This is a genomic window from uncultured Chloroflexus sp. (genome assembly GCF_937951745.1).
Taxonomy (GTDB): domain Bacteria; phylum Chloroflexota; class Chloroflexia; order Chloroflexales; family Chloroflexaceae; genus Chloroflexus.
Window position 1 is genome coordinate 1 of sequence record NZ_CALFBQ010000003.1, and the last position, 20,482, is coordinate 20,482.

General features: G+C 59.2%; 20 protein-coding genes and 1 tRNA gene. 14 read left to right on the top strand and 7 right to left on the bottom strand.

Going from position 1 to position 20,482, the window contains the following annotated elements:
- Positions 1 to 353: 353 nt before the first annotated feature.
- Positions 354 to 1,046 (bottom strand): CPBP family intramembrane glutamic endopeptidase, encoded by a 693-nt coding sequence (locus Q1A59_RS00720; protein WP_299643391.1) that lies wholly within the window; start codon positions 1,044 to 1,046, stop codon positions 354 to 356.
- A gap of 160 nt (positions 1,047 to 1,206) precedes the next feature.
- Here Q1A59_RS00720 and Q1A59_RS00725 point away from each other — a divergent pair.
- The 3 genes from Q1A59_RS00725 to fahA all read left to right on the top strand — a co-directional run bounded on the left by Q1A59_RS00725 (position 1,207) and on the right by fahA (position 3,950).
- Positions 1,207 to 1,282 (top strand) — tRNA-Arg (locus Q1A59_RS00725).
- Positions 1,283 to 1,350: 68 nt separating this feature from the next.
- Positions 1,351 to 2,517, top strand: a complete 1,167-nt coding sequence (locus Q1A59_RS00730) for a homogentisate 1,2-dioxygenase (protein WP_298402020.1) — start codon at positions 1,351 to 1,353, stop codon at positions 2,515 to 2,517.
- A gap of 176 nt (positions 2,518 to 2,693) precedes the next feature.
- Complete coding sequence (fahA, locus tag Q1A59_RS00735) at positions 2,694 to 3,950, top strand: fumarylacetoacetase (RefSeq protein WP_299643395.1); 1,257 nt, start codon at positions 2,694 to 2,696, stop codon at positions 3,948 to 3,950.
- Positions 3,951 to 4,268: 318 nt separating this feature from the next.
- Here fahA and Q1A59_RS00740 read toward each other — a convergent pair whose 3' ends face one another.
- The 3 genes from Q1A59_RS00740 to Q1A59_RS00750 form a co-directional block, all read right to left on the bottom strand.
- On the bottom strand, positions 4,269 to 6,350 hold the full coding sequence (locus Q1A59_RS00740; protein WP_299643398.1) for a cation-translocating P-type ATPase: 2,082 nt from the start codon (positions 6,348 to 6,350) through the stop codon (positions 4,269 to 4,271).
- On the bottom strand, positions 6,343 to 6,693 hold the full coding sequence (locus Q1A59_RS00745) for a metalloregulator ArsR/SmtB family transcription factor (protein WP_366144833.1): 351 nt from the start codon (positions 6,691 to 6,693) through the stop codon (positions 6,343 to 6,345). Before Q1A59_RS00745 ends, Q1A59_RS00740 begins: the two co-directional genes overlap by 8 nt.
- Before the next feature lie 523 nt (positions 6,694 to 7,216).
- Positions 7,217 to 8,353, bottom strand: a complete 1,137-nt coding sequence (locus Q1A59_RS00750; RefSeq protein WP_298402011.1) for a M20 family metallopeptidase — start codon at positions 8,351 to 8,353, stop codon at positions 7,217 to 7,219.
- A 217-nt stretch (positions 8,354 to 8,570) separates the two neighbouring features.
- On the opposite strand from Q1A59_RS00750, the gene Q1A59_RS00755 reads away from it, so the two are divergent.
- The 11 genes from Q1A59_RS00755 to Q1A59_RS00805 all read left to right on the top strand — a co-directional run bounded on the left by Q1A59_RS00755 (position 8,571) and on the right by Q1A59_RS00805 (position 18,446).
- Positions 8,571 to 9,068, top strand: a complete 498-nt coding sequence (locus Q1A59_RS00755) for a ferritin (protein WP_299643402.1) — start codon at positions 8,571 to 8,573, stop codon at positions 9,066 to 9,068.
- Positions 9,069 to 9,315: 247 nt separating this feature from the next.
- Complete coding sequence (gene puhE, locus Q1A59_RS00760; RefSeq protein ID WP_298402008.1) at positions 9,316 to 10,080, top strand: putative photosynthetic complex assembly protein PuhE; 765 nt, start codon at positions 9,316 to 9,318, stop codon at positions 10,078 to 10,080.
- 275 nt (positions 10,081 to 10,355) lie between these two features.
- A complete protein-coding gene (gene acs, locus Q1A59_RS00765) occupies positions 10,356 to 12,446 on the top strand; it encodes an acetate--CoA ligase alpha subunit (protein WP_298402005.1) in 2,091 nt (696 codons plus the stop codon).
- Between the two features lie 12 nt (positions 12,447 to 12,458).
- Positions 12,459 to 13,529 carry a phosphotransacetylase family protein gene (locus Q1A59_RS00770; RefSeq protein ID WP_066787346.1) on the top strand — a complete coding sequence of 357 codons (1,071 nt, stop codon included), beginning with the start codon at positions 12,459 to 12,461 and terminating at the stop codon, positions 13,527 to 13,529.
- Between the two features lie 8 nt (positions 13,530 to 13,537).
- Positions 13,538 to 13,888 (top strand): hypothetical protein, encoded by a 351-nt coding sequence (locus tag Q1A59_RS00775; RefSeq protein ID WP_298401997.1) that lies wholly within the window; start codon positions 13,538 to 13,540, stop codon positions 13,886 to 13,888.
- Positions 13,875 to 14,960, top strand: coding sequence for a quinone-dependent dihydroorotate dehydrogenase (locus Q1A59_RS00780; protein WP_299643407.1), 1,086 nt, complete (start codon positions 13,875 to 13,877; stop codon positions 14,958 to 14,960). Before Q1A59_RS00775 ends, Q1A59_RS00780 begins: the two co-directional genes overlap by 14 nt.
- Positions 14,960 to 15,397, top strand: coding sequence for a hypothetical protein (locus tag Q1A59_RS00785; RefSeq protein ID WP_298401991.1), 438 nt, complete (start codon positions 14,960 to 14,962; stop codon positions 15,395 to 15,397). The genes Q1A59_RS00780 and Q1A59_RS00785 overlap by 1 nt, the downstream gene beginning before the upstream one ends.
- A 16-nt stretch (positions 15,398 to 15,413) precedes the next feature.
- Positions 15,414 to 16,154 (top strand): orotidine-5'-phosphate decarboxylase, encoded by a 741-nt coding sequence (gene pyrF / locus Q1A59_RS00790; protein WP_366144832.1) that lies wholly within the window; start codon positions 15,414 to 15,416, stop codon positions 16,152 to 16,154.
- Positions 16,151 to 16,780 (top strand): phosphoribosyltransferase family protein, encoded by a 630-nt coding sequence (locus Q1A59_RS00795; RefSeq protein ID WP_299643411.1) that lies wholly within the window; start codon positions 16,151 to 16,153, stop codon positions 16,778 to 16,780. Before pyrF ends, Q1A59_RS00795 begins: the two co-directional genes overlap by 4 nt.
- Positions 16,781 to 17,005: 225 nt before the next feature.
- On the top strand, positions 17,006 to 17,704 hold the full coding sequence (locus tag Q1A59_RS00800) for a Yip1 family protein (RefSeq protein ID WP_298401982.1): 699 nt from the start codon (positions 17,006 to 17,008) through the stop codon (positions 17,702 to 17,704).
- Position 17,705: 1 nt separating this feature from the next.
- On the top strand, positions 17,706 to 18,446 hold the full coding sequence (locus Q1A59_RS00805; RefSeq protein ID WP_299643414.1) for a Yip1 family protein: 741 nt from the start codon (positions 17,706 to 17,708) through the stop codon (positions 18,444 to 18,446).
- Positions 18,447 to 18,502: 56 nt separating this feature from the next.
- Here the strand turns inward: Q1A59_RS00805 and Q1A59_RS00810 are convergent, their stop codons facing one another.
- Genes Q1A59_RS00810 through Q1A59_RS00820 form a run of 3 tightly spaced genes read right to left on the bottom strand, consistent with a single transcriptional unit; the run spans position 18,503 to position 20,450 of the window.
- Positions 18,503 to 19,450: a polymer-forming cytoskeletal protein gene (locus Q1A59_RS00810; protein WP_299643417.1), complete on the bottom strand. Its 948-nt coding sequence runs from the start codon at positions 19,448 to 19,450 to the stop codon at positions 18,503 to 18,505.
- Positions 19,447 to 19,896 (bottom strand): hypothetical protein, encoded by a 450-nt coding sequence (locus Q1A59_RS00815; protein WP_298401973.1) that lies wholly within the window; start codon positions 19,894 to 19,896, stop codon positions 19,447 to 19,449. The genes Q1A59_RS00810 and Q1A59_RS00815 overlap by 4 nt, the downstream gene beginning before the upstream one ends.
- The gene (locus tag Q1A59_RS00820; protein WP_298401971.1) at positions 19,869 to 20,450 is read right to left on the bottom strand and encodes an RNA polymerase sigma factor; all 582 of its coding nucleotides are present in this window, start codon (positions 20,448 to 20,450) and stop codon (positions 19,869 to 19,871) included. Before Q1A59_RS00820 ends, Q1A59_RS00815 begins: the two co-directional genes overlap by 28 nt.
- Between the last annotated feature and the right edge of the window lie 32 nt (positions 20,451 to 20,482).

Consider the following 20,482-nt stretch of genomic DNA (forward strand, 5'->3'; position numbering starts at 1 on the left):
GCAGAGCGGGTGTTGTGGTTTAGCAAGGGTATAGCACGCGGCAGTATAACTGCCGCGCCTGATGGAGGGCGCCGAAACGAGCCGCTGGGGTATCACGCAACAGTTCCCTGTCGTACCAAACAGGGCGGGGGTGGCGGCAAAGGCAGGGAATGGCGTGCGGCAGTACAACTGTCGCACGCGATATAGCGATGTTGGCGACTGAGCTGTCTGCCTCTGCCGTTATCTTGTGCTTGCAACTAGATATTGTGGCGTTTTCCACATCTCTCCACAAAATGTGGATAGGCAAGGTTATTGGTGGGTTAAGCAACGATGAAGAACTGGAGAAATTGGCTTGACTGCCTTCCCTTGAGCCATCACCCACGCGCCAGCGCCGGTATAACAAAGATATCCGCTACCATTGCCACAATGCTCAGGCCGTGTAACCACACCGCGGCCCAGACATTGCGGGTGCGCAGCACCAGATAACCGCCGATCACGCCAATCGGCAGTGCCATACCCACCATCAGCCAACGCTCGAACATTGGCACCGGTGCAACGAAGAGATGGTTGAGGGCGTAGAGGAGCGTTGTGATGGCGACAGTCAGGTGTGAGTTAAGACCGGCGTCACGGAGACCAAGCAATAGCACGCCGCGCCAGAGCAACTCTTCAGCTAACACCAGCACAGGGAAGAGGTAGAGCAAACCCATCCCGACTAGGATCGTCTCCATTGCCTCCATCGGCGCGCCGCCGCTGCGGTAATAGAAGAAGGTGCTGACCCAGTCGAGCAGCATCAATGCCGCGCCGATCCCGCCACCCCAGATCGTAGCGGCGCGGAGGTTGGCACGGGTGATACCGATTGAGACCCAGCCGCTGGCAGACCTTCCCAGCCATATCGCCACGCCCAATCCACCTAATACGTAGAGGAAGAGCGCTGGCCATTCGGTGAACCCACTCAGCCCGCCGATCAAACCCAAGACCCAGACTGCCGCTACCAGCCCGAACCCCCAGCGCAGGCGTGGATCTTGCAGTAATGCCCCTGATGATGGCGTCAATGCCGGTGCGCGCATACAATACCTCCTTGCCGGTCTGTTTCAGACATGCCGTGTAACCTCTCGCCATTGTATGCTGTTGGCGTCAGGTTGCGGCAAAATATCGCGCAACCAAGGTTGCTGTTTGCTTACCACGTTGCGCAACCGGCCCAGCTATGCTACACTATTGACGCCGAATGGCCCGGTAGCTCAATGGATAGAGCAACGGTCTTCGGAACCGTTGGTTGGGGGTTCGAGTCCCTCCCGGGTCGCCAATTCGCCCGGCGTTACCGCGTCGGGCGAATCTTTATCCGAACGACACCGCGGCACAAGGAGGTGTGCGATGCCGTTTTATCAGCGTCTCGGCCACGTTCCCCACAAGCGCCATACCCAGTTCCGTAAGCCTGATGGCAAGCTTTACCGTGAAGAGGTGATGGGTCTCGAGGGCTTTCACGGTATTCAGTCCATCCTCTACCACCACTTCTTGCCGCCACGGGTGTTGCATGCCGAGCTAGTTGGGACTGCCAAACCGGAATACGTTGAGTTTGGTCCCATTCGTCATCGGGCGTTTGCCACGGCTCACGTGCCCGCCGGCGGCGATCCGGTGAGTGCCCGCATTACCTTACTCGGCAACAATGATGTGACCATCGGCGTGAGCCGGCCTACCGAGAGCATGACCGGCTTTTACCGCAACGGCCAAGCCTACGAGGTGTGGTTTGTGCATGAAGGCAGCGGCGACCTGCTCTCGCAGTTTGGCCGCCTGCCCTTTAGCGCTGGCGATTACGTGGTCATCCCGTTTGGCGTTACATGGCAGATGCGGCTCGATGGCCCGGCCCGTTTTTTGGTGATTGAAGCGACCAGCCAGATCGCGCCCCCCAAACGTTACCGCAACCAGTTTGGCCAGTTGCTCGAGCATGCTCCGTATTGCGAGCGGGATATTCGCGGCCCTAGCGAGTTGCTCACCTTCACCGATACCGGTGAGTTTGCGGTATTGGTCAAGGTGCGCGACCAGCTTACGCGCCATGTGCTCGACCATCACCCCTTCGATGTTGTTGGCTGGGATGGCTACCTCTACCCGTGGGCCTTCTCGATCCACGATTTCGAGCCGATTACTGGCCGCATCCACCAGCCGCCGCCAGTGCATCAGACCTTCGAGGGCCATAACTTCGTGGTCTGTTCGTTCGTGCCGCGCTTGTTCGATTATCATCCCGAAGCGATCCCGGCGCCGTACAATCACTCGAATGTCAATTCTGACGAGGTGATCTACTATTGCGACGGCAATTTCATGTCGCGCCGCGGGATCGAGCGCTGTGACATCACGCTTCACCCCGCCGGTTTGCCGCACGGCCCACAGCCGGGCAGCACTGAGGCCAGCATTGGTGTGAAAGAGACCCGCGAGCTGGCGGTGATGATTGATACGTTCTACCCGCTGCACCTGACCACTGCCGCCCTCGAGCTAGAGAAGGCGGGCTATATGGATACGTGGAGCGTTGGCGGGCCGGAGGGGTAGAAGATGGGTGTTCCTGCCTCCTTACTCTCGGCGTTGGGAGTGGGGAGGTAGGGCACAGAGAGTTGGTGACGGGATCGTCTGTCTTACGGCGTGTTCCTATCTCTTGCGTAGAGAGTAGGGATGATAGCGAGCTGATCACGGGATACGATAGCTTAGCCTCTTGCATCATAAACCCTATGCCACTGCAAAGCTTTCTGCCAATTGCGTCCGACAGTGATTTTCCCCTCGAGAATTTGCCCTACGGCGTCTTCCGTCCACGTAGTGGCGGGCCGGCCCGCGTGGGTGTCGCTATTGGCGAGTATGTGCTCGATCTAGCGGCGCTTGATGAAGCCGGTCTGCTGGCGACCACCCCAGTCGGTGGGCAAGGTCTCTTTGCCCGCGACGCGCTCAATGCCTTTATGGCCGCTGGGCCGGTGGCGTGGCAGGCGGTGCGTGAAACCTTGCAGCGCCTGCTTGCCGCCGATGAGTCAAGGCTGCGCGATCATCAGTCGCTGCGCGATGCTGCGCTTATTCGGCAGAGTGCAGTTGAACTGCTCTTGCCAGTTCAGATCGGTGATTTCACCGACTTTTACTCATCGCTCTACCATGCCACGAACACTGGCAAAATGTTGCGACCTGACAGTCCGCCGCTCTTTCCCAATTGGCGCCACATGCCAGTTGCTTATCACGGTCGCGCCAGTACCGTCGTGGTCAGCGGTACTCCCATTCCCCGTCCCCATGGCCAGATCAAGCCGTCAAGCAGCCCAGCACCGTTCTTTTCACCGTCGCGGGCGCTTGATTTCGAGGTCGAGCTGGCGATGGTGATCGGCGTGGGTAGCGAGTTTGGGGCTCCAGTGCCGATTGCGCAGGCCGAAGAGCGGATCTTTGGTTTTGTGATCCTGAACGACTGGAGCGCGCGCGATATTCAGGGGTGGGAGTACCAGCCGCTCGGCCCATTCTTGTCGAAGAACTTTGCCACTACCATTAGCCCATGGGTTGTGCCGCTCGCTGCGCTTGAACCATTCCGCTGCGCCGGCGAACCGCAAGATCCGCCGCCGTTGCCTTACCTGCAAGCTCCCGGCCCCGGCCATTTCGACATTACGCTGGAGGTGTGGCTCAACGACACCCGCATCTGTCAGACCAATGCTCGCCACCTGTACTGGAGCTTTGCTCAGCAGCTTGCCCACCATACGGTGAATGGCTGCCGGCTGCGGCCCGGCGATCTGATGGGGTCGGGCACGATCAGCGGGCCAACCAAAGAGGCACGGGGATGTCTGTTTGAGTTGACGTGGCGCGGCACTGAGCCGCTGCAATTGGCTGATGGCTCGATGCGGCGCTGGCTGGAAGACGGCGATACGGTGACGATGCGAGCATGGGCGCAGGGTGAAGGCTACCGAATTGGGTTTGGTGAGGCGACGGGGACGATTGTGGCTGGGGCGGTGGCGAGCGGGTAACCCAGCGGCGCGAAGCGAGCAAAGGCGCTAAAACGTTCAACGCAAAGGCGCGAAGGGCGCAGAATCGCTAATCCATAATGAAAAATGCCGGAACATGCAGCACTTCAGCGGCCCGAATAGAGGTTGTCGTTGACCTGCACCACCCAAATTGGAATCGGTCTGGTAAGATGGCCGCTCACGTGCGCCGCTAACTCAACCTCGTCCGTATCACTAATCAGAGCAAGGTTTTTCGTTGTCCAGTTATTCCATATTATGGCTCCCTTCTACGCGCAGGCTAGGGTTGGCAGCGGTTAGGAGATCCGCAAAGTATCCCAACCATCACCGCTGCCGCAACAGCCGCGCCGAATTGGCGAGAATGCCTAAATCGGGCAACGATTGCGCTGCGGCGGCAAGGGTGGGTGGCAGCAACCCAACAGCGGCCAGTGTAAGCCCAACCAAATTGTAGCCGGCAGTAAACCCAATATTGAGCTTGACTACTCCCATCGTTCGCCGGGCGATGCGCAAGACCTGCGGCACTAACGTCCAATCGTCGCGCATCAGAGCGATATGGGCGGCTTCGATCGCGATATCAGTTCCGGCAGCACCCATCGCAATGCCAATGTCTGCTTGCGCCAGTGCCGGCGCGTCGTTCACCCCATCGCCGACCATCACCACCGTGTGGCCGCGCGCCTGATAATCCTTCACCACCGCGATTTTATCTTCCGGCAGCAATTGCGCCCGGTACTGTACCCCAAGCTGGCCAGCTAAGGCGGCAGCCGTGCGTTCGTTATCGCCGGTGAGCAATTCGATGTGTTTGATGCCGAGCGCGCGCAGTTCGGCGATGGCCGCCGGTGTTTCAGGACGGAGCGTATCGGCGGCGGCGAGGAGCGCAATCGGTTCGTCGTCGCGTGCCACGACCAAGAGCGTTTTGCCTTCGGCTTCGAGTTGGGCGGCTAGCGGCAACGAGGCCGCCGCTGGGATCAACCGGCGATTGCCGACAGTAATCGTAGCACCGTTCACCTTGGCGCGTACCCCCATCCCGGGGATGGCCGTAAAGTGCTCTGGTTCGGCGAAGGTAAGATTCTGCGCCCGCGCCAACTCTTGCACGGCTGTTGCCAGCGGGTGTTCCGAGTACCGTTCAGCCGTGGCGGCAAGCTGCAATGCCTCTGTTGCGGGAACACCGTTGAGCGCGATCACATCGGTGATGCGAGGCCGGCCCAGCGTCAGCGTGCCGGTTTTATCGATCAGCACCACATCAGCTTTCGCTAACGCTTCCAGATATTTGCCGCCTTTGATCAGCAGGCCGCGCTTGGCGCTTGCCCCGATCGCGGCCAGCATCGCGACCGGTGTGGCCAACGCGAACGAGCACGAACAAGCGACGACCAGCACAGCGGCGGTTGCCAATGGGTTGCGGCTGATCAAGAAAGTCAGTGCGGCAATTCCAGCCACCACCGGTAGATAATAGGCGCTAAACCGGTCAGCTAGCCGTTGCACCTCGCCCCGATGTGCTTCCGCCTCTTCAACCAGCTTGATCACGCGGCCAAAGGTGGTATCGGCTCCCACCCGCAACGCCTTGATCCGCAAACTGCCTAGCTTGGCAATCGTCGCTGCAAATACATGCGAACCGGCGCTCACTTCCACCGGCATCGACTCGCCAGTGATCGCGGCTTGATCGATAGTGGCATAGCCGGCGATCACCTCGCCATCAACCGGAATCTGCTCGCCGGGCCGCACGATCACGGTATCGCCGGGTTGTACCTCGGCCACCGGTACTTCCACCTCTGCGTCACCCCGTTCAACCCTCGCCGTTTGCGGCGCAAGCGCAGTCAGTTCCTTCACCGCCCGGCGGGCATTCTCGGCGGTAAATCGCTCGACATAATCACCAACGCGCATGAAAATGACCACGATCGCTGCCGCTACCCATTCACCCACAATCAACGCAGCAATCACGCCGAGCGTCATAAGGGTGTGCGAGGTAATCTGGCGGCGGAGGGTCGCTCGCGCCACCTGACGGAAGACCGGCCACCCGCCCGCAACCACCAGCGCGATGCCAATGGGCAGAGGGATCAATGCGTTGAGCTGATCAAACAGACCGAGCCACTCGCTGGCGACCACAATCCCCAACACAATCGCGAACACCACCGCGAGCAGGATCGTCATCCGACGCGAGAATTGGTTGATCGAAGCGTTGGCCGGCGTTATCGTTTCGGGGACAGTATAGCCCGCGCTTTCGACCGCCTTGCGAATGGCAGGTAGATCAATCCGGGTTGGATCGAGCCGGATCACCGCCTTTTCAGCGGCCAACAAGACATCAACCGACTCGACGCCGTGCAATTTGGCGATAGCCTGTTGCACATGCTGAGCGCATTCGGCGCAATCCATCCCCTTGACCGGCACTTCAAGCAAATGTGAGTCACTCATCGCTCGCATCCTCGGCTTGGTAGCGCGTACACTCGTACACCCCTTTAGCGACATCGGCCAGCAATTCGTCAGCCAGCCGGAGCAACTGTTCGACCCTCCGGTCGCTTAATTCGTAATAGACGAAACGACCTTGGGATGAAGCCGTCACCAACCCACAATCGCGCAAGCAGCTCAGATGGTTTGAGACGTTGGGTTGCGAGAGTCCGGTTACTTGCACAATATCGCTCACGCTGCGCGCTCCGTGACGCAGCGCGAGCAAAATAGCGAGACGCGAAGGATCGGCAAATCCGCGAAAGAGCTTAGCTTGCAGCGCCAGTGCGGTTGGATGAGCGACAGTGAGCATCATATGTTCTCTAATAAACATATCATCATTTGATGATATGATAGGCAGCGCAGCGGTGTTTGTCAAACGTCGCCGATGCCTTTTCCCCAACAAGAGAGTGATATATGATGGCCACGAAAAGACAAAAAAGGTGTGAAATAAGGTGTATGCATCTTTCCGAGGCTATTCTCCGTTTACTCCTTCCGGGAGCGGGAACCAATATCCCTCCTCTCCCAGCGGGGAGGGGCCGAGGGTGGGGGCACATTTTATCCAGTGGTGGTGGGGTGAGTTCTGGGCGCCCGACCCTTTAGGTCGGGCTATGATTGGGAAAGCCCGCTGCGGGGTCTAGATGCGCTCCTCGTCCCTGCCCTGACACGGCCTCCTTCCGAGGGAGGAGTAAGAATCCTCTCTCCCAGCGGGGTGGGGTCGAACAGACCCCGCAGCGGGCGTGGTAATTGTAACCCGACCCTTCGTCGCTATTCTCCACGAAAACGTTTTAGATTTTTGTGGCTATTCCCCGCTCCCCACTCCTCCTTTCCCACCCTTACACCTCACTCAACAACGCGCACAGCAGCGCCGTGCGGTCGATCAACCCTTGCCGGCTAATCTGCTCGTGGTCGGCGTGCGCACCGGCGCCGGGGCAGCCCAGCCCGTCGAGGGTAGGAATGCCGAGCGCAGCCGTGAAATTACCGTCGCTCCCGCCGCCGGTGCTCCCCTCACGGATGTCTAAACCCAACGCTGCCCCCAGCTCTTGAGCGCGGGCAAAGAGCGCGGCGCTAGCCGGGGTGCGCTCCATCGGCGGACGGCGCACGTTGCCGCTTACCATCACTTGCGTCCCCGACGTTACCGGCTTAAGCGCTGCCATACCGGCTTCGATCCGCGCCGCTTCGGCCTGCGTCCATACCCGCACGTCCACCTCCATCCACGCTTCGGCAGGTACCACGTTAGGCCGCGTGCCGCCGCCAACCACACCAACGTTGACGGTGGTGCCAATCGCGGGGTTGGCCAGCGCATTCACCGCCAAAATCTGGTGTGCTAGTTCGGTAATCGCACTAGCCCCCTTCTCCGGTTCGACGCCGGCATGAGCAGCCTTGCCAGTGATCGTCACGCGAAACGCACCGCCACCCTTACGCGCCGTCTTCAACGCGCCATCCGGCTCGGTTGGCGGTTCGATCACCAGCACGTGCGCCGCTTGCGCTGCTGTCGCCTCGATCAGCGCCCGTGAAGTCGGGCTGCCGATCTCTTCATCAGAGGTCAACAGCACAATGACCGGACGGCGCAAGCGCGGCGCTGGCCGGCCAAACCCACCAAGAGCGGCGTAAACCATCGCGATGCTAGCCTTCATATCATACGCCCCCGGCCCAAACGCGCGATCGGCGGTAACGGTAAATGGTCGCTGCGCTACTGTGCCTGCTGGCCAGACCGTATCGTAATGGCAGAGCACCAGCGCCGGCGGCAAAGCCGGCTCGGCGACATCGGTCACGGTTACGCGCAGATGATCGCCGCCGTTGGGATTTGCAATGCGCTCCACCTTGCCGACGCCAGCGAAGAGGGCGGCCAGCTCGTCAGCACAGGCATCGAGCAGGGCTTTATCAGTGCTTGGTGATTCGAGGTGAACGAGGCGGGCGGTCAGGTCGAGCAATTTGGCTTCGTGAACGGCAATTGTGGTGCGGTCGAGCATAACAATCTCTCCAAGCAAACGATGGTTGTGCGCGGTAGTATAGCGTACTTTGTTGCAGTATGGCAGCAAATGGCAAAGGCTCATCTTATGAATGTGCTCGCTTGGCGAGAACGAAGAGCGGAGCTACCGAAGCGATCACTCGGCTGCTCGCTTTGAAACCATGTACAAATTGCGGTATGATTGAGCGTATTACCATTCCAAAGCAAGGAGAACCACCATGCTCAGCGAAAAGATTCAGCAGGCGCTGAACCGGCAAATTACGTATGAGTATGCCGCTTCCTACACGTATCTCGCGATGGCGGCTTACTTCGAGTCGCGCTCACTACCCGGTTTTGCGCACTGGTTTCGAGTGCAGAGCGAAGAAGAGCGCGCGCATGCATTGCGCTTTTTCGATTACGTGAATGATCGTGGCGGTCGCGTCTATCTCGGAGCAATTGATGAGCCGCAGAATGAGTTCGCTTCGCCGCTTGACGCCTTCGAGCAAGCGTTGGTCCACGAGCAGCGGGTAACTGCTGCGATCCACGCCATTTACACCTTGGCAGCCCAAGAGAATGACTATGCAACGATGAGCATGCTCAAGTGGTTTATTGATGAGCAGGTTGAAGAAGAGAAGAGTGCCGATGAGATTATCCAGCACCTCAAACTGATCAGCAACGATGGTGTTGGCCTGTTCATACTTGATCGCAAACTGGGCGAGCGCACAGGAGACAAATAATTGTTATACGGTCATCTTACCTACGACCGTCACCTCAACCATTCCCTATACGAGCAGGTGGCAAACGGCATCCTTTGCCACGTGCCTTCTGGTGTGCGGTAGGGGGCACACGGTCGGGTGCCCCGACAGTGGGTGTCCTACTGTTAGATGACCCGACGTTACTTACCGCTCTGTCCGACTCTTCACGAACTGCTGCACTTCGTGTACAATTATGACATTAGTGCAAAAGTGGGTAGAAAGCTAGGCTATGAATTGGATGGAGATCGCCTTCTACTATCTGTTGCCGCTCTTCACGGTCGTCACGTTGTGGCTAGGCCTGACCTTCGGCCTGATCTGGCTGAACCGATGCGGGCAACGGGTAGCGGGTTGGGCGGTGTTCCTCAGCTTGCCGCTACTCATCTTTGCGCACAGTGAATTGTTGGTAACGCGCCACGATCTGAGCGTAGTGGGTGCATATCGCGCGTTTACTGCCGGGCTGCTGGTATGGGCATGGCACGAGCTAGCTTTCTACAGCGGCATACTGGCCGGGCCGCGCCGGCTACCTTGCCCGCCCGAAGCGCGTGGCGTGCAGCGCTTCTTCTACGCCCTCGGCACCCACTTCTACCACCAACTTGCCTTCGTGCTTGAAATGGGTTTACTGATTTGGCTATTGCAAGATGCCAGCCATTGGCTTGGCCCGCTCACCTTTGGGCTAAGCTGGGCCTTGCAGCAGAGCGCGAAACTGAACGTTCTGTACGGGGTACGTGCGCTGCAAGTCGAACTCTTTCCGGCTCACCTTGCCTTTCTCGCCAGCTACTGGCGGCCCGGCCCGCCGAGTGCGTTTTTCCGCCCAAGTGTTTCGGTCGCCACCTTGCTGGCGATTATGCTTTGGTTTAGCATTAGCGCCCATCTCGGCGATCCGGCGGCCATTCGTTTGGCCCTCCTAGCTAGCCTTTTTACCCTTGGCGCCCTCGAACACTGGTTGCTCCTGCTTCCCGCCCCTGCTCCTGCCACCGCTCCGGCTACCGATTAACCACGCGGTGCAGCCGCGCTTGTAACCTTGCGTGCTACTCTGCATGCAGGGAGCGGCATGCTCCTTGGTCGTGTGTGCGATCCGTTAGGGATTACCGGCAATCCCGCCAACTTCTCCGCCGCCGGTCGCATACTCGTCTGCATGACAACAATTCACAATCGTCATATCTGCGCACCCTTGCATCATTGCGATAGTTGCGCGAAACATCGCTTGTCGCAACGTCGTGTATCGGTTATGATGAAGGGGCAAGGTGTGCGAAAAGGAGCACCCACACTATGTTAGAGGCCATTTTCGCCCCCCAATCAGTGGCCGTGCTGGGCGCGTCGCCTGAACCGGCGCGTTTGGGCCATCGTGTGCTGAAAAATATTATTGATCACGGCTATCAAGGTCGGATCTATCCAATCCATCCGCGTGCTCCCGAAGTGCTGGGCTTGCGCGCCTATCGCTCGGTGCTCGATGTGCCTGATCCAATCGATCTGGCGGTCATTGTCATCCCCTCCCAACACGTTAACGCTGCGGTTGATGAGTGTGGCCGCAAAGGGATTCGTGGCTTGGTGGTAATTACTGCCGGCTTCAAAGAGGTCGGCGGCGCCGGGCGCGAACTCGAGCGCGAGTTGTTGACGACGGTGCGTCGCTATGGCATGCGCATGATCGGCCCCAATTCGCTCGGCATTATCGATACGATCAGCCAGCTCAATGCCTCGTTCGCGAATGCGATGCCGTTGCCCGGTAATATTGCGCTCATGTCGCAATCAGGCGCGATCTGCACGGCGATTCTCGATTGGAGCTATCAGCAAGGCATCGGCTTTTCCCGCTTCGTCAGTCTAGGGAATAAGGCCGATGTTGACGAGGTGGCGCTGCTTGAGGCGTGGAATCGCGATGAGCACAGCAAGGTGATTTTGGCCTATTTGGAAGCGATCGATGACGGCCCCGGCTTTATTCGCGTTGCGCGCGAGGTGACCAAGTGTACGCCGGTGGTGGCGATCAAGAGTGGTACCACCGCTGCCGGTACGCGGGCCGCGTCATCACATACCGGTTCGCTAGCTGGTTCTGAAACTGCCTACGAAGCGGCATTCGCCCAAAGCGGTATCTTGCGCGCTCGGACCATGAATGAGTTGTTCGATCTAGCCCTCGTTTTTGCCTATCAGCCAATGATTCGTGGCAATCGGGTGGCGATTGTAACGAATGCTGGTGGTCCCGGGATTATTGCGACTGATGCGGTCGAACGGAGTGGACTAGCGATGGCTGAGTTTACCTCAGAAACCATCCGTCGCTTGCAAGAGAAGTTGCCGCCCAATGCTAATTTCTTTAATCCGATCGACGTCATTGGTGATGCGACGCCTGATCGGTATGCATGGGCAATCGAGACAGCGCTTGCCGATCCGAATGTCGATGGGTTGATTGTGCTGTTTACGCCCCAAGCCGTCTCTGACCCCTTGGTGACGGCGCGGCTGATTATCGATCTGAGTAGGCAGACCGATAAGCCGGTGGTGACCAGCTTTATGGGTGGAGTGAGTCTTGGTGAAGCGGTGCGTGCGCTCAATGAGGCGCATATTCCGAATTACCCCTTCCCCGAACGCGCCGTCCAATCGTTGGCAGCCATGTATCGCCAATCACTCTGGCAACAACGTCCGGCCCCCACCTATCGCCATTTTGACGTTGATCGCGATCGCGTGGCACAATTATTTGCTAAGGTGCGCGCGGCTGGCCGGGTCGAGTTGGGCGAGGTTGAGGCGCGCCAAGTCATAGAGGCGTATGGGATGCGGTTGCCTAAGAGCCAATTGGCCCATACCCCGGAAGAGGCGGTCGCGATTGCCAATGAGTTTGGCTATCCGGTGGTCATGAAGATTTCCAGCCCTGATATTCTCCACAAGAGCGATATTGGCGGCGTCCGGGTCGGTCTTGGCGATGCCACGGCGGTGCGCGATGCCTTTGAGCTGATCGAGTACCGCGCGCGCAAATATGTTCCTTCGGCGCGCATCTGGGGTATTCTCGTCCAAGAGATGGTGCGCAAAGGCCGTGAAGTCTTGGTCGGTGTCAGCCGCGATCCGCAGTTTGGGCCGTTGATCGCGGTGGGAATGGGAGGCATCTATGTCGAGGTCTTGAAAGATGTTGCCTTCCGCCTCGCGCCGCTCAGCGTTGAAGAGGTGCGCGAGCAGATTCGTTCAATCCGCGCGTACCCACTCTTGCGCGGCGTGCGTGGCGAACCGCCTGCCGACATCGCTGCCATCGAAGAGACGGTACTGCGGGTCAGCCAATTGGTCACCGACTTCCCAGAAATTGTCGAGATGGATATTAATCCGCTCGTCGTTCATCACGAAGGCGAGGGCGCGATCGTCCTCGATGCCCGGATCATCCTCAACTAAGTGGAGGCAATGATGGCAACTTTGTATGTCGCCTCAACCGAAACCTACGTCGGCAAGAGCGCGGTCTGTGTCGGTTTGCTGCGCCGTATGCAGCAAGACGGCTTCCGCGTTGGGTATATGAAGCCGGTCAGCGTTTCGGTGACGCACACGCCCGATGCGGTGCTCGATGAAGATGCCGCCTTTATCCGCCAGACGATTGGCCTTGATGCACCAATGGAGCAGGTCGCGCCGGTGTTGATTACACCGGGGGTGATTGAGTCGATCCTGCGCGGGCAGCCCCATTCGTTCGCCAAGACGCTGCGCGACGCTTATCTGGCGGTGTCGCGCCAGAAGGATGTGATGGTGCTTGAAGGCACCAATACGTGGGCCGAGGGGGCGCTAGTTGATCTGACTGCCGATCAGGTGACTGATATGCTCCAAGCTCCCGGCTTACTCGTGTGCCGCTATACCTCTACCTTGTCGGTTGATACGATCTTGAGCGTGCAACGCTATGTCGGCGATCGCTTGCTTGGCGTGCTGATCAATCAGGTCGAAGAGCCGCACCGCGAGTTTGTCCGTAATCGCGTTACGCCCTTCCTCGAAGGGCGAGGCATTCCGGTGTTCGGGATTATGCCACGTGATCGGCTCTTATCTGGGGTGAGCGTCAACGAATTGGCCCAACATTTGGGCGGGCAAATTATTGGCCGGCCTGAGTGGGGCGAGAAGATGCTCGATTCGCTGATGATCGGGGCAATGGGGGCCGAAGCGAGCCTGTCGTTCTTCCGCCGCCGTGCCAACAAGGCGGTGATTACCGGTGGCGATCGCAGCGATTTGCAACTGATTGCGCTTCAGACTAGCACCAATGCGCTGGTGCTGACCGGCAATATCCGCCCGACGATGCAGGTGATGGATCGCGCCGCTGAGTTGGAGGTGCCGATTATTCTGGTGGCTGATGATACGCTCAGTACGGTTGATCGGGCCGAGCGTCTGTTTGGCCGCGTTCGCTTTCATCAAGAAGCTAAACTGCGCCGCTTTACCGAATTGCTCGATGCCCATTTTGATTTTGACCGTTTATATCGCTTGCTGGGGTTGAAAATCCACTAGGATTCACTATGACGACCGATCCGTTGCCCGAAAACGCTGAAGTGATTGGGCCGTTGGTGTTTGTGCCTAATCCTGATTATCCATACCCGTTTCCGGTCGCTCGCCCGCCTCGGTTCTGGATGGAAGAGACGACCGGGCGGCTGGCCGCCGCGGTTGAACGCTATATGCAGGGTGAACCGCTGACTGCCGATCAGCTTGAGGTGATCAAGCTGTATCTCACCCAATATTTGGAACGGGCAGTAATTGAGGGGAGCGCTGACCGGAAACGGTTGCTCAGCCGGATCGACCGGCTCCGCACAACGCGCGATATCGAGCGCTTTGCCGATGAGTTGTCTGAGGTGGGTGTTGAACCGTTCTGATCTGACGATATACCGCTTCCTGCTGCGTCCAATCTTGTTCCGGCTTGGCGGTGGCGATGCCGAGACTGCTCACGAACGTACCTTGCATCTGTTGGTGTTGCTGAGCCGTTCACGCCTATTGTGTCGCACTCTTCAGTTGCTTGCTGCGATCCGTGATCAACGCTTATCGCGCACCGTCTTCGGGATTCATTTTCCTAATCCGGTTGGGCTAGCCGCTGGCATGGACAAAGATGGCGTGGCGTTGCCGGTATGGGCTGCACTTGGTTTTGGTTTTGTCGAGGTGGGCACTGTTACTCGTCTCCCGCAACCCGGCAATCCGCGCCCGCGCCTGTTTCGTTTGCCGGCTCGCGAGGCGCTGATTAATCGCATGGGGTTTAATAATGCCGGCGCAGCGGCCTTGGCGCAACGACTGGCAACGACGCCGGTTTCCATCCCGGTCGGCGTCTCGATCGGCAAGTCAAAGGTGACGCCGCTCGATCAGGCGATCGACGATTATCGCGCCTCGTTCCGGCTGCTCTTCCCATATGCCGCCTACGTGGCGATTAACGTCAGTTCGCCCAATACTCCCGGTCTGCGCCAATTGCAAGACGCCGCTCACTTGCACGCGCTCTTGGCCGCGTTGCAGCGCGATAATGCCGAACTGGGCCGTGCCGATCCGCGCGGGTCGCGCCCGCTGTTGGTGAAAATTGCGCCGGATCTGAGCGATGCAGCCATCGAAGAGTTGTTGGCAGTGTGCGCCGATCACGCTGTCGCCGGTATTATTGCTACCAATACCACGACTGGGCGCAGTGGTCTTGCGGGGATTGATCCAGAGTTAGTGGCCGAGACCGGCGGCCTTAGCGGGCAACCGCTCGCCCAACGCGCCCGGCAGGTGGTACAGTTGATTGCGCGCGCCACCGGCGGCAAACTGCCGATTATCGGCGTCGGCGGTATCCATTCGCCTGATGATGCACTGCGTATGTTCGAGGCCGGCGCGAGCTTGATCCAGCTCTACACCGGCTTGGTCTATCGCGGGCCGTTGCTGCCGCGCCGGATCAATCGCGCGTTGCTAGTTGCCGGCAAGGAGCGGTGATGAGCGGGTTTCTCGGCACAAAAGCCACCTTCGCCCAAGATATATCATTGGTAGGCAGTATCATTGTTGCGATCACCTTTACCATTGGCGCTTATGTAGCGGTGAAAGGCTACTATGCCGCGCACCGCTGGCTGCAAACTGGCGCGGCGGCGGCCAATCTGGTGCTCGTGTTCGGGGTGATGATCCCGTCGCTGCTAGCCGTCACGCCTGATGAGAATCTCACTTTGCCGGCGGCAGCCTTTGTCGCGATGCCGGCCCATGAAGTGATTGGCACGGTCGCCATGCTCTTTGGAGTGTACGTGGTGTTAGTCGGTAATGGCTGGCTGCCGGCGCGCTGGCGCTTCGCCAATTACAAGCCGTTTATGCGGATTGCCTTTGCGCTCTATTGGGCGGCGACGGTGGTGGGGGTTGCCGTGTATCTCTTGATCCATACGTGAACGCATCATGACGACGATGCCGTTATCTCCACGCGAACGTATTCTGGTTGCTCTCGACACGCCCGATCTCGACCGCGCGGTTGCGCTGGCTGCTCAGTTGCGCGGGCAAGTGGGTGGGTTCAAGTTGGGGTTAGAGATTTGCACAGCGATAGGCGCGCCGCAGGTGGCGGCGGCAATCGCAGCAGTCGGGGGTAGCGTGTTCCTCGATCTCAAGCTGCACGATATTCCCAATACGGTGGCCGGCGCGGTGCGCGCCGTCTGCGCGCTCGGCCCGGTGGTGCGGATGCTGACCTTACACTGCACCGGCGGTAGCGCTATGCTGCGCGCGGCGGTCGCTGCCGCCCAGAGCATGCCGTATCGCCCCTTGCTGCTTGGCGTCACTGTTTTGACCAGCCTTGATGCGGCGGCGTTGACCGGTGAATTGCGGGTGCGGCAGGACGTTGCCGATTATGTGGTGCATCTAGCGCGGATGGCGTGCGATTGCGGTCTCGATGGTGTGGTTGCTTCGCCGCATGAAGTGGGCGCGATCCGCGCCGCTTGTCCCGATGTGCGGATTGTGACGCCGGGCATTCGCCCGCTGTGGGCTGGCGAAGGCGATCAACGGCGGGTGATGACCCCCGCTGCCGCGCTGCGGGCTGGGGCTGATTATCTGGTGATTGGCCGCCCAATTACTAGCCCGCCGGCTGCGATCGGCGATCCGTCGGCGGCGACGGCCCGAATCGTAGCTGAACTTGAACAGGATAACCTAACGTTATGAGCGATACCAACCTCTTGACTGTTTTGCATCAGCTGGGTGCGATTGTCACCAACGATCACATTGTCTATACCTCTGGCCGCCATGGCAGCAGCTATGTGAATAAAGACGCGCTCTATCCGCACACTGCTGCCGCTAGCATGGTCGGTGCGGCATTGGCTCGTCATTTTGCTGATGCCGGCGTCGAGACGGTGGCCGGGCCAACTGTGGGTGGGGTGATTATGGCCCAATGGACGGCGCACCACCTGTCGCAACTGAGCGGGCGCGAGGTGTTGGCAGTCTACGCTGAAGAAGAACAGGCTGAAACCGGCAAGCGGCGGGTGTTTCGCCGCGGCTACGATGCGTTAATCGCCGGCAAACGGGTGTTGGTGGTCGAAGATGTGCTTACCACTGGCGGCTCAGCGCGGCTGGTGGTCGAGGCAGTGACGGCTGCCGGCGGGATTGTGGTCGGCGTTGGCGCACTCTGCAATCGCGGCGGTATCACGGCGCTCGATCTCGGCGCGCCGTGTCTCGTGGCGCTCACCGAACTGCCACTTGAGAGCTATCCCGCCGAGGAGTGCCCACTCTGCGCTGCCGGTATTCCGATCAATACCCGCCTCGGTAAAGGAGCGGGGTATGGACGTAAATAGGCGAAGCGCACTCCACCTCGGGTGCCGGTCGTGCGTCAGTGCCTAGCGTGTGCTTGGTGAAGGGTGAATACCGATTTACCGGATCGCGAAGCCGTCCACAGCGTGGGCGCCGCGCCGGCGTTGGGGTCGCGGAGGCGCCATCTGCAATAGTTATCGCGAATCAGACTGCATATTCATCATGACCACTCGCTATGCAACCTACTGGAATAACCTATAGGGAGAGCAATGGAATCGCTAACATACCTGTTCCGCCTAAGTACAGCCGGTCTGTTTCTCGACACCGATACGTTTCGTTCCCAGCGCGATAATCCGGCTGCCTTACGTGATGGGTTTCTCGTTGTGCTGCTCGTGGGAATTGCGGTTGGTGTAGCTAGCTTTATCGGTAGCCTACTGACGGTCTTATCTAGCCCAGATCCACAAGCGATCTTTACGATTGTTCAGCGTGAATTAGAGCGCACTCCGTTTATCACCGAACTGCAACGCGGAAACCCTGCGTTTGATCTCACCCCAATCTTTACTCTACTCACCCAGTTCGCTGTTTTCCTTCGGTGGGGCGGATTGATTGATGCGGTCTTGACGCCGTTTCTCTATCTGTTAGGATGGCTGATCTACGGCGTAATCGCGCATCTCGCGGCGCGATCGTTAGGTGGTGAAGGTAGCTTGGCCCAGACGCTCGGCTGCACGGCGCTAGCGAGCGGCGCGAACTGGCTGGCAGTAGTGCAAATCGTACCGTTTGCACAGGTTGCGGGCACGACGATACTCGGACTTATCGGTTGCTATCTTGGCTTGCGCGCAGCGCATAACTTACCGGCGTGGCGTGCCTTCTGGGCTGCGCTGATCGGGCCGATGGTGTTAGTTGTGTTGTTGATGCTGATCGGTTGTGGCGCATTGGCAGTGCTGGTTGCCATCGCGCAAGGGAGTTGATATGCCGGTGATTGATACGTTTAATGGGGCATTGACCTTAAACCAGCGGGTATTTACCGAGCTGCGTGATGCTCCTGACGGGGTACGGCGTGGCTTCTTACTCATCCTAATGGTGGGGTTGCTGGTGGGCGTCTTTCAGAGCGCGAGTGCTCTGATTAGCGTTGCTGATCCAGCGCGTGTTGTGGAAGCCTTTCGCTTCGGTTATCGTCAGTCACTCGAACAGCAGCAAGCGGCTGCAACAACGCCCGAACAACGTGAAGTGATTCGCTTGCTCTTAGAGAGTGAAGACGAGCTGGCGCAGATGGTTGGCGATATTTTAGATTTGCCGACGACGTTACCTCGCCCGATACCGCTGATCTTAGAGGCGCTCGGCCAAGCTGTCTCGACGCCGCTCACCTACTTGAGTGGTATGTTGCTAGCGGTGACGTTAACCCATCTCGCCGCCCGCCAACTTGGCGGGCAAGGCGGCATTCGCGCTATGGTCGCCGTTGGCTCACTCTCGGTTGCTCCCCATGCGCTCGATGCACTCACCTTTATCCCGGTGTTGAGCTTTCCGATCTCGATGATCGCATGGGGGTGGGGGTTGATCATCCTGATTAGCGGCACCGCCGTGGTGCATCGGCTTGATAGCGGCAAGGCCACGCTGGCCGTATTGCTGTACCCCAGTCTACTCATCGTGTTGGGGATATTGCTGAGTTGTGTGCTTGGCCTCTTGGTTGTTGCGCTGGCGGCTAGCGTATAGTAGCGACGTTGCCATAACCCATCGCTAAGACCTTACTGGGTCTGTTCGCGGCTATGCTAATCCATGCGCTTCACTGCCGGCCACTCGTCGCGCCAGATCGGTAACGCACCGCCACGGCTAATCAACGCCGCACCCAACCCCCAGCTCGCCACAGCGTAGCCTAACGCCAACGCGAGCACCGGCGCAACGATGCTTATCACAACCAGCGGTGCGAGCACAATGAGCGCGCCGAGTGCGGTAGCCAGCGGCGGCTTGAGTGCCCAGCCGGGTGGCCATGTAGCCGCGATCGCGCGGGTGACGCCGGTGAGACCGATCGCATACGGTACGTGGAGCAGGATGATCAATGGCAGAAGCAGGAACAGTCCGGCGAGGCTGAGGGTCAATATCCCCACCACAAGCGGTAATGCCAAGAGCGCCAGTAGCGTTGAGAGCAGGCCAACCACGGCGCTGCGCAATGGCGCGGCGCGCAATGCTCGCCCAATCCCGGCGGTGCGGCGCGGCCAGATGAGCGCAATCGCCACGCAGAGCAGCGCCGAAATCAGTGCGCCGAGCAGGCCGGTAGTTCCCGGCGGCAACCAACGGCGGACAATTGTTTGGCCGCTCAGCGTGCCAATCAACGCAGTGGCTACGGTCGATCCGGCCAGCGGTTCGACCCCAATCACGATGCCATGCAATCCGGCGCGTGCTGCAACGTTCACCCCCCCCGCGATCGAAAGGACGTTTCCTTCCACAATGGTGCCGGGAGCTAACGTGATCGTACCGGTATAGCTCACCACATCACCACGCACGATGCCTTGCACCGTGATCGAACCGGCCCAACTGGTTACATCGCCATCAACCTCGCCGAGGATCACAATTGGTTGGTCGAAAGTGGCTACGTGGCCATGGTACCGCTCACCGGCAGCGATGACCAGCGCCGCTGGCTCTTGCGCAAACGCGCGCGCTGGCGTAGCGAGCACTGCCAACCAGAGCATAACTGCAAACAACCAGCTTCGTCGTATCACTGCCAAACCTCAGCCAACGGTGCATCAAGAATCAGGCGCCACCAGAGCCAGCCAGCGGCGAAGAGAACGAACAATCCGAGCAGCCACCACCCAGCGCCGGCCAGCCACAAGTGCCAGAGCGGCTTGGCAACGAGGGTTAGCCCCAACACATATCGCCCGGCACCGGTGGCTGGATCGCCGAACAACGAGGCAGGGCCGTTGCTGTCAATGCTCAATCCCCAGAACCCCAGTACCAGCAGTACGAGCGGCGCAGCCAGCCAGAGTGGTCGCCAATGCCAGCCACGATGCGCGGGAGCGGCGGAGAGGTGCCGTACCACGCGCGCCGATAGATCGGCTGGCGGCGATGCCATCGTTGGTTCACCCCACCGCGCCAGCAACGCGCGCGTCTCTGCTTCGACCTCAGCCAGCTCAGCATCGGTCAACTCGCCATCCCTTCTGTGTTCCATACCTCCTCCTCAGCGGCCAGCGCCTCTTGCAGCATTTTACGCGCCCGGTGCAGCCGGGTCTTGACGGTTGCTTCGGTTAAGCCCAAGATCGCGCCAATCTCGTCATACGAGAGATCGTACCAGTAGCGGAGCACAGTCACGCTGCGATAACTCTCAGGCAGTCGTTGCAATGCTCGTTGCACCACTTCACGCTGCGCGCTCTGCAAGGCGCTTCGTTCTGGCCCCGGCTGCGTGCTTGGCAGCCAAAAGGCGACATCTTCCAACGTTAACCAGTTGAATCGTCGCCGGCGCAAGCGATCAATGCAGTAGTTCGATCCGATCGTAAGCAGCCACGTAACCAGCCGGCGCGACGGATCGTAGCTTGGCAGATGGCGGAATGCGCGTAAGAAGACTTCCTGTACCGCGTCTTCCGCCTCGAACGCATCGCCCAGCATGCGATAAGCCTGATTATATAAAATACCGGTATAGCGCTGGACAATCGTGGCGCATGCCGATTGATCACCGGTGCAAGCCCGCTTGACGAGGTCAAGCTCGTCAGATGATGGATCGCTCACAGGCGCTCCTCACAGATACTATACGACTCACT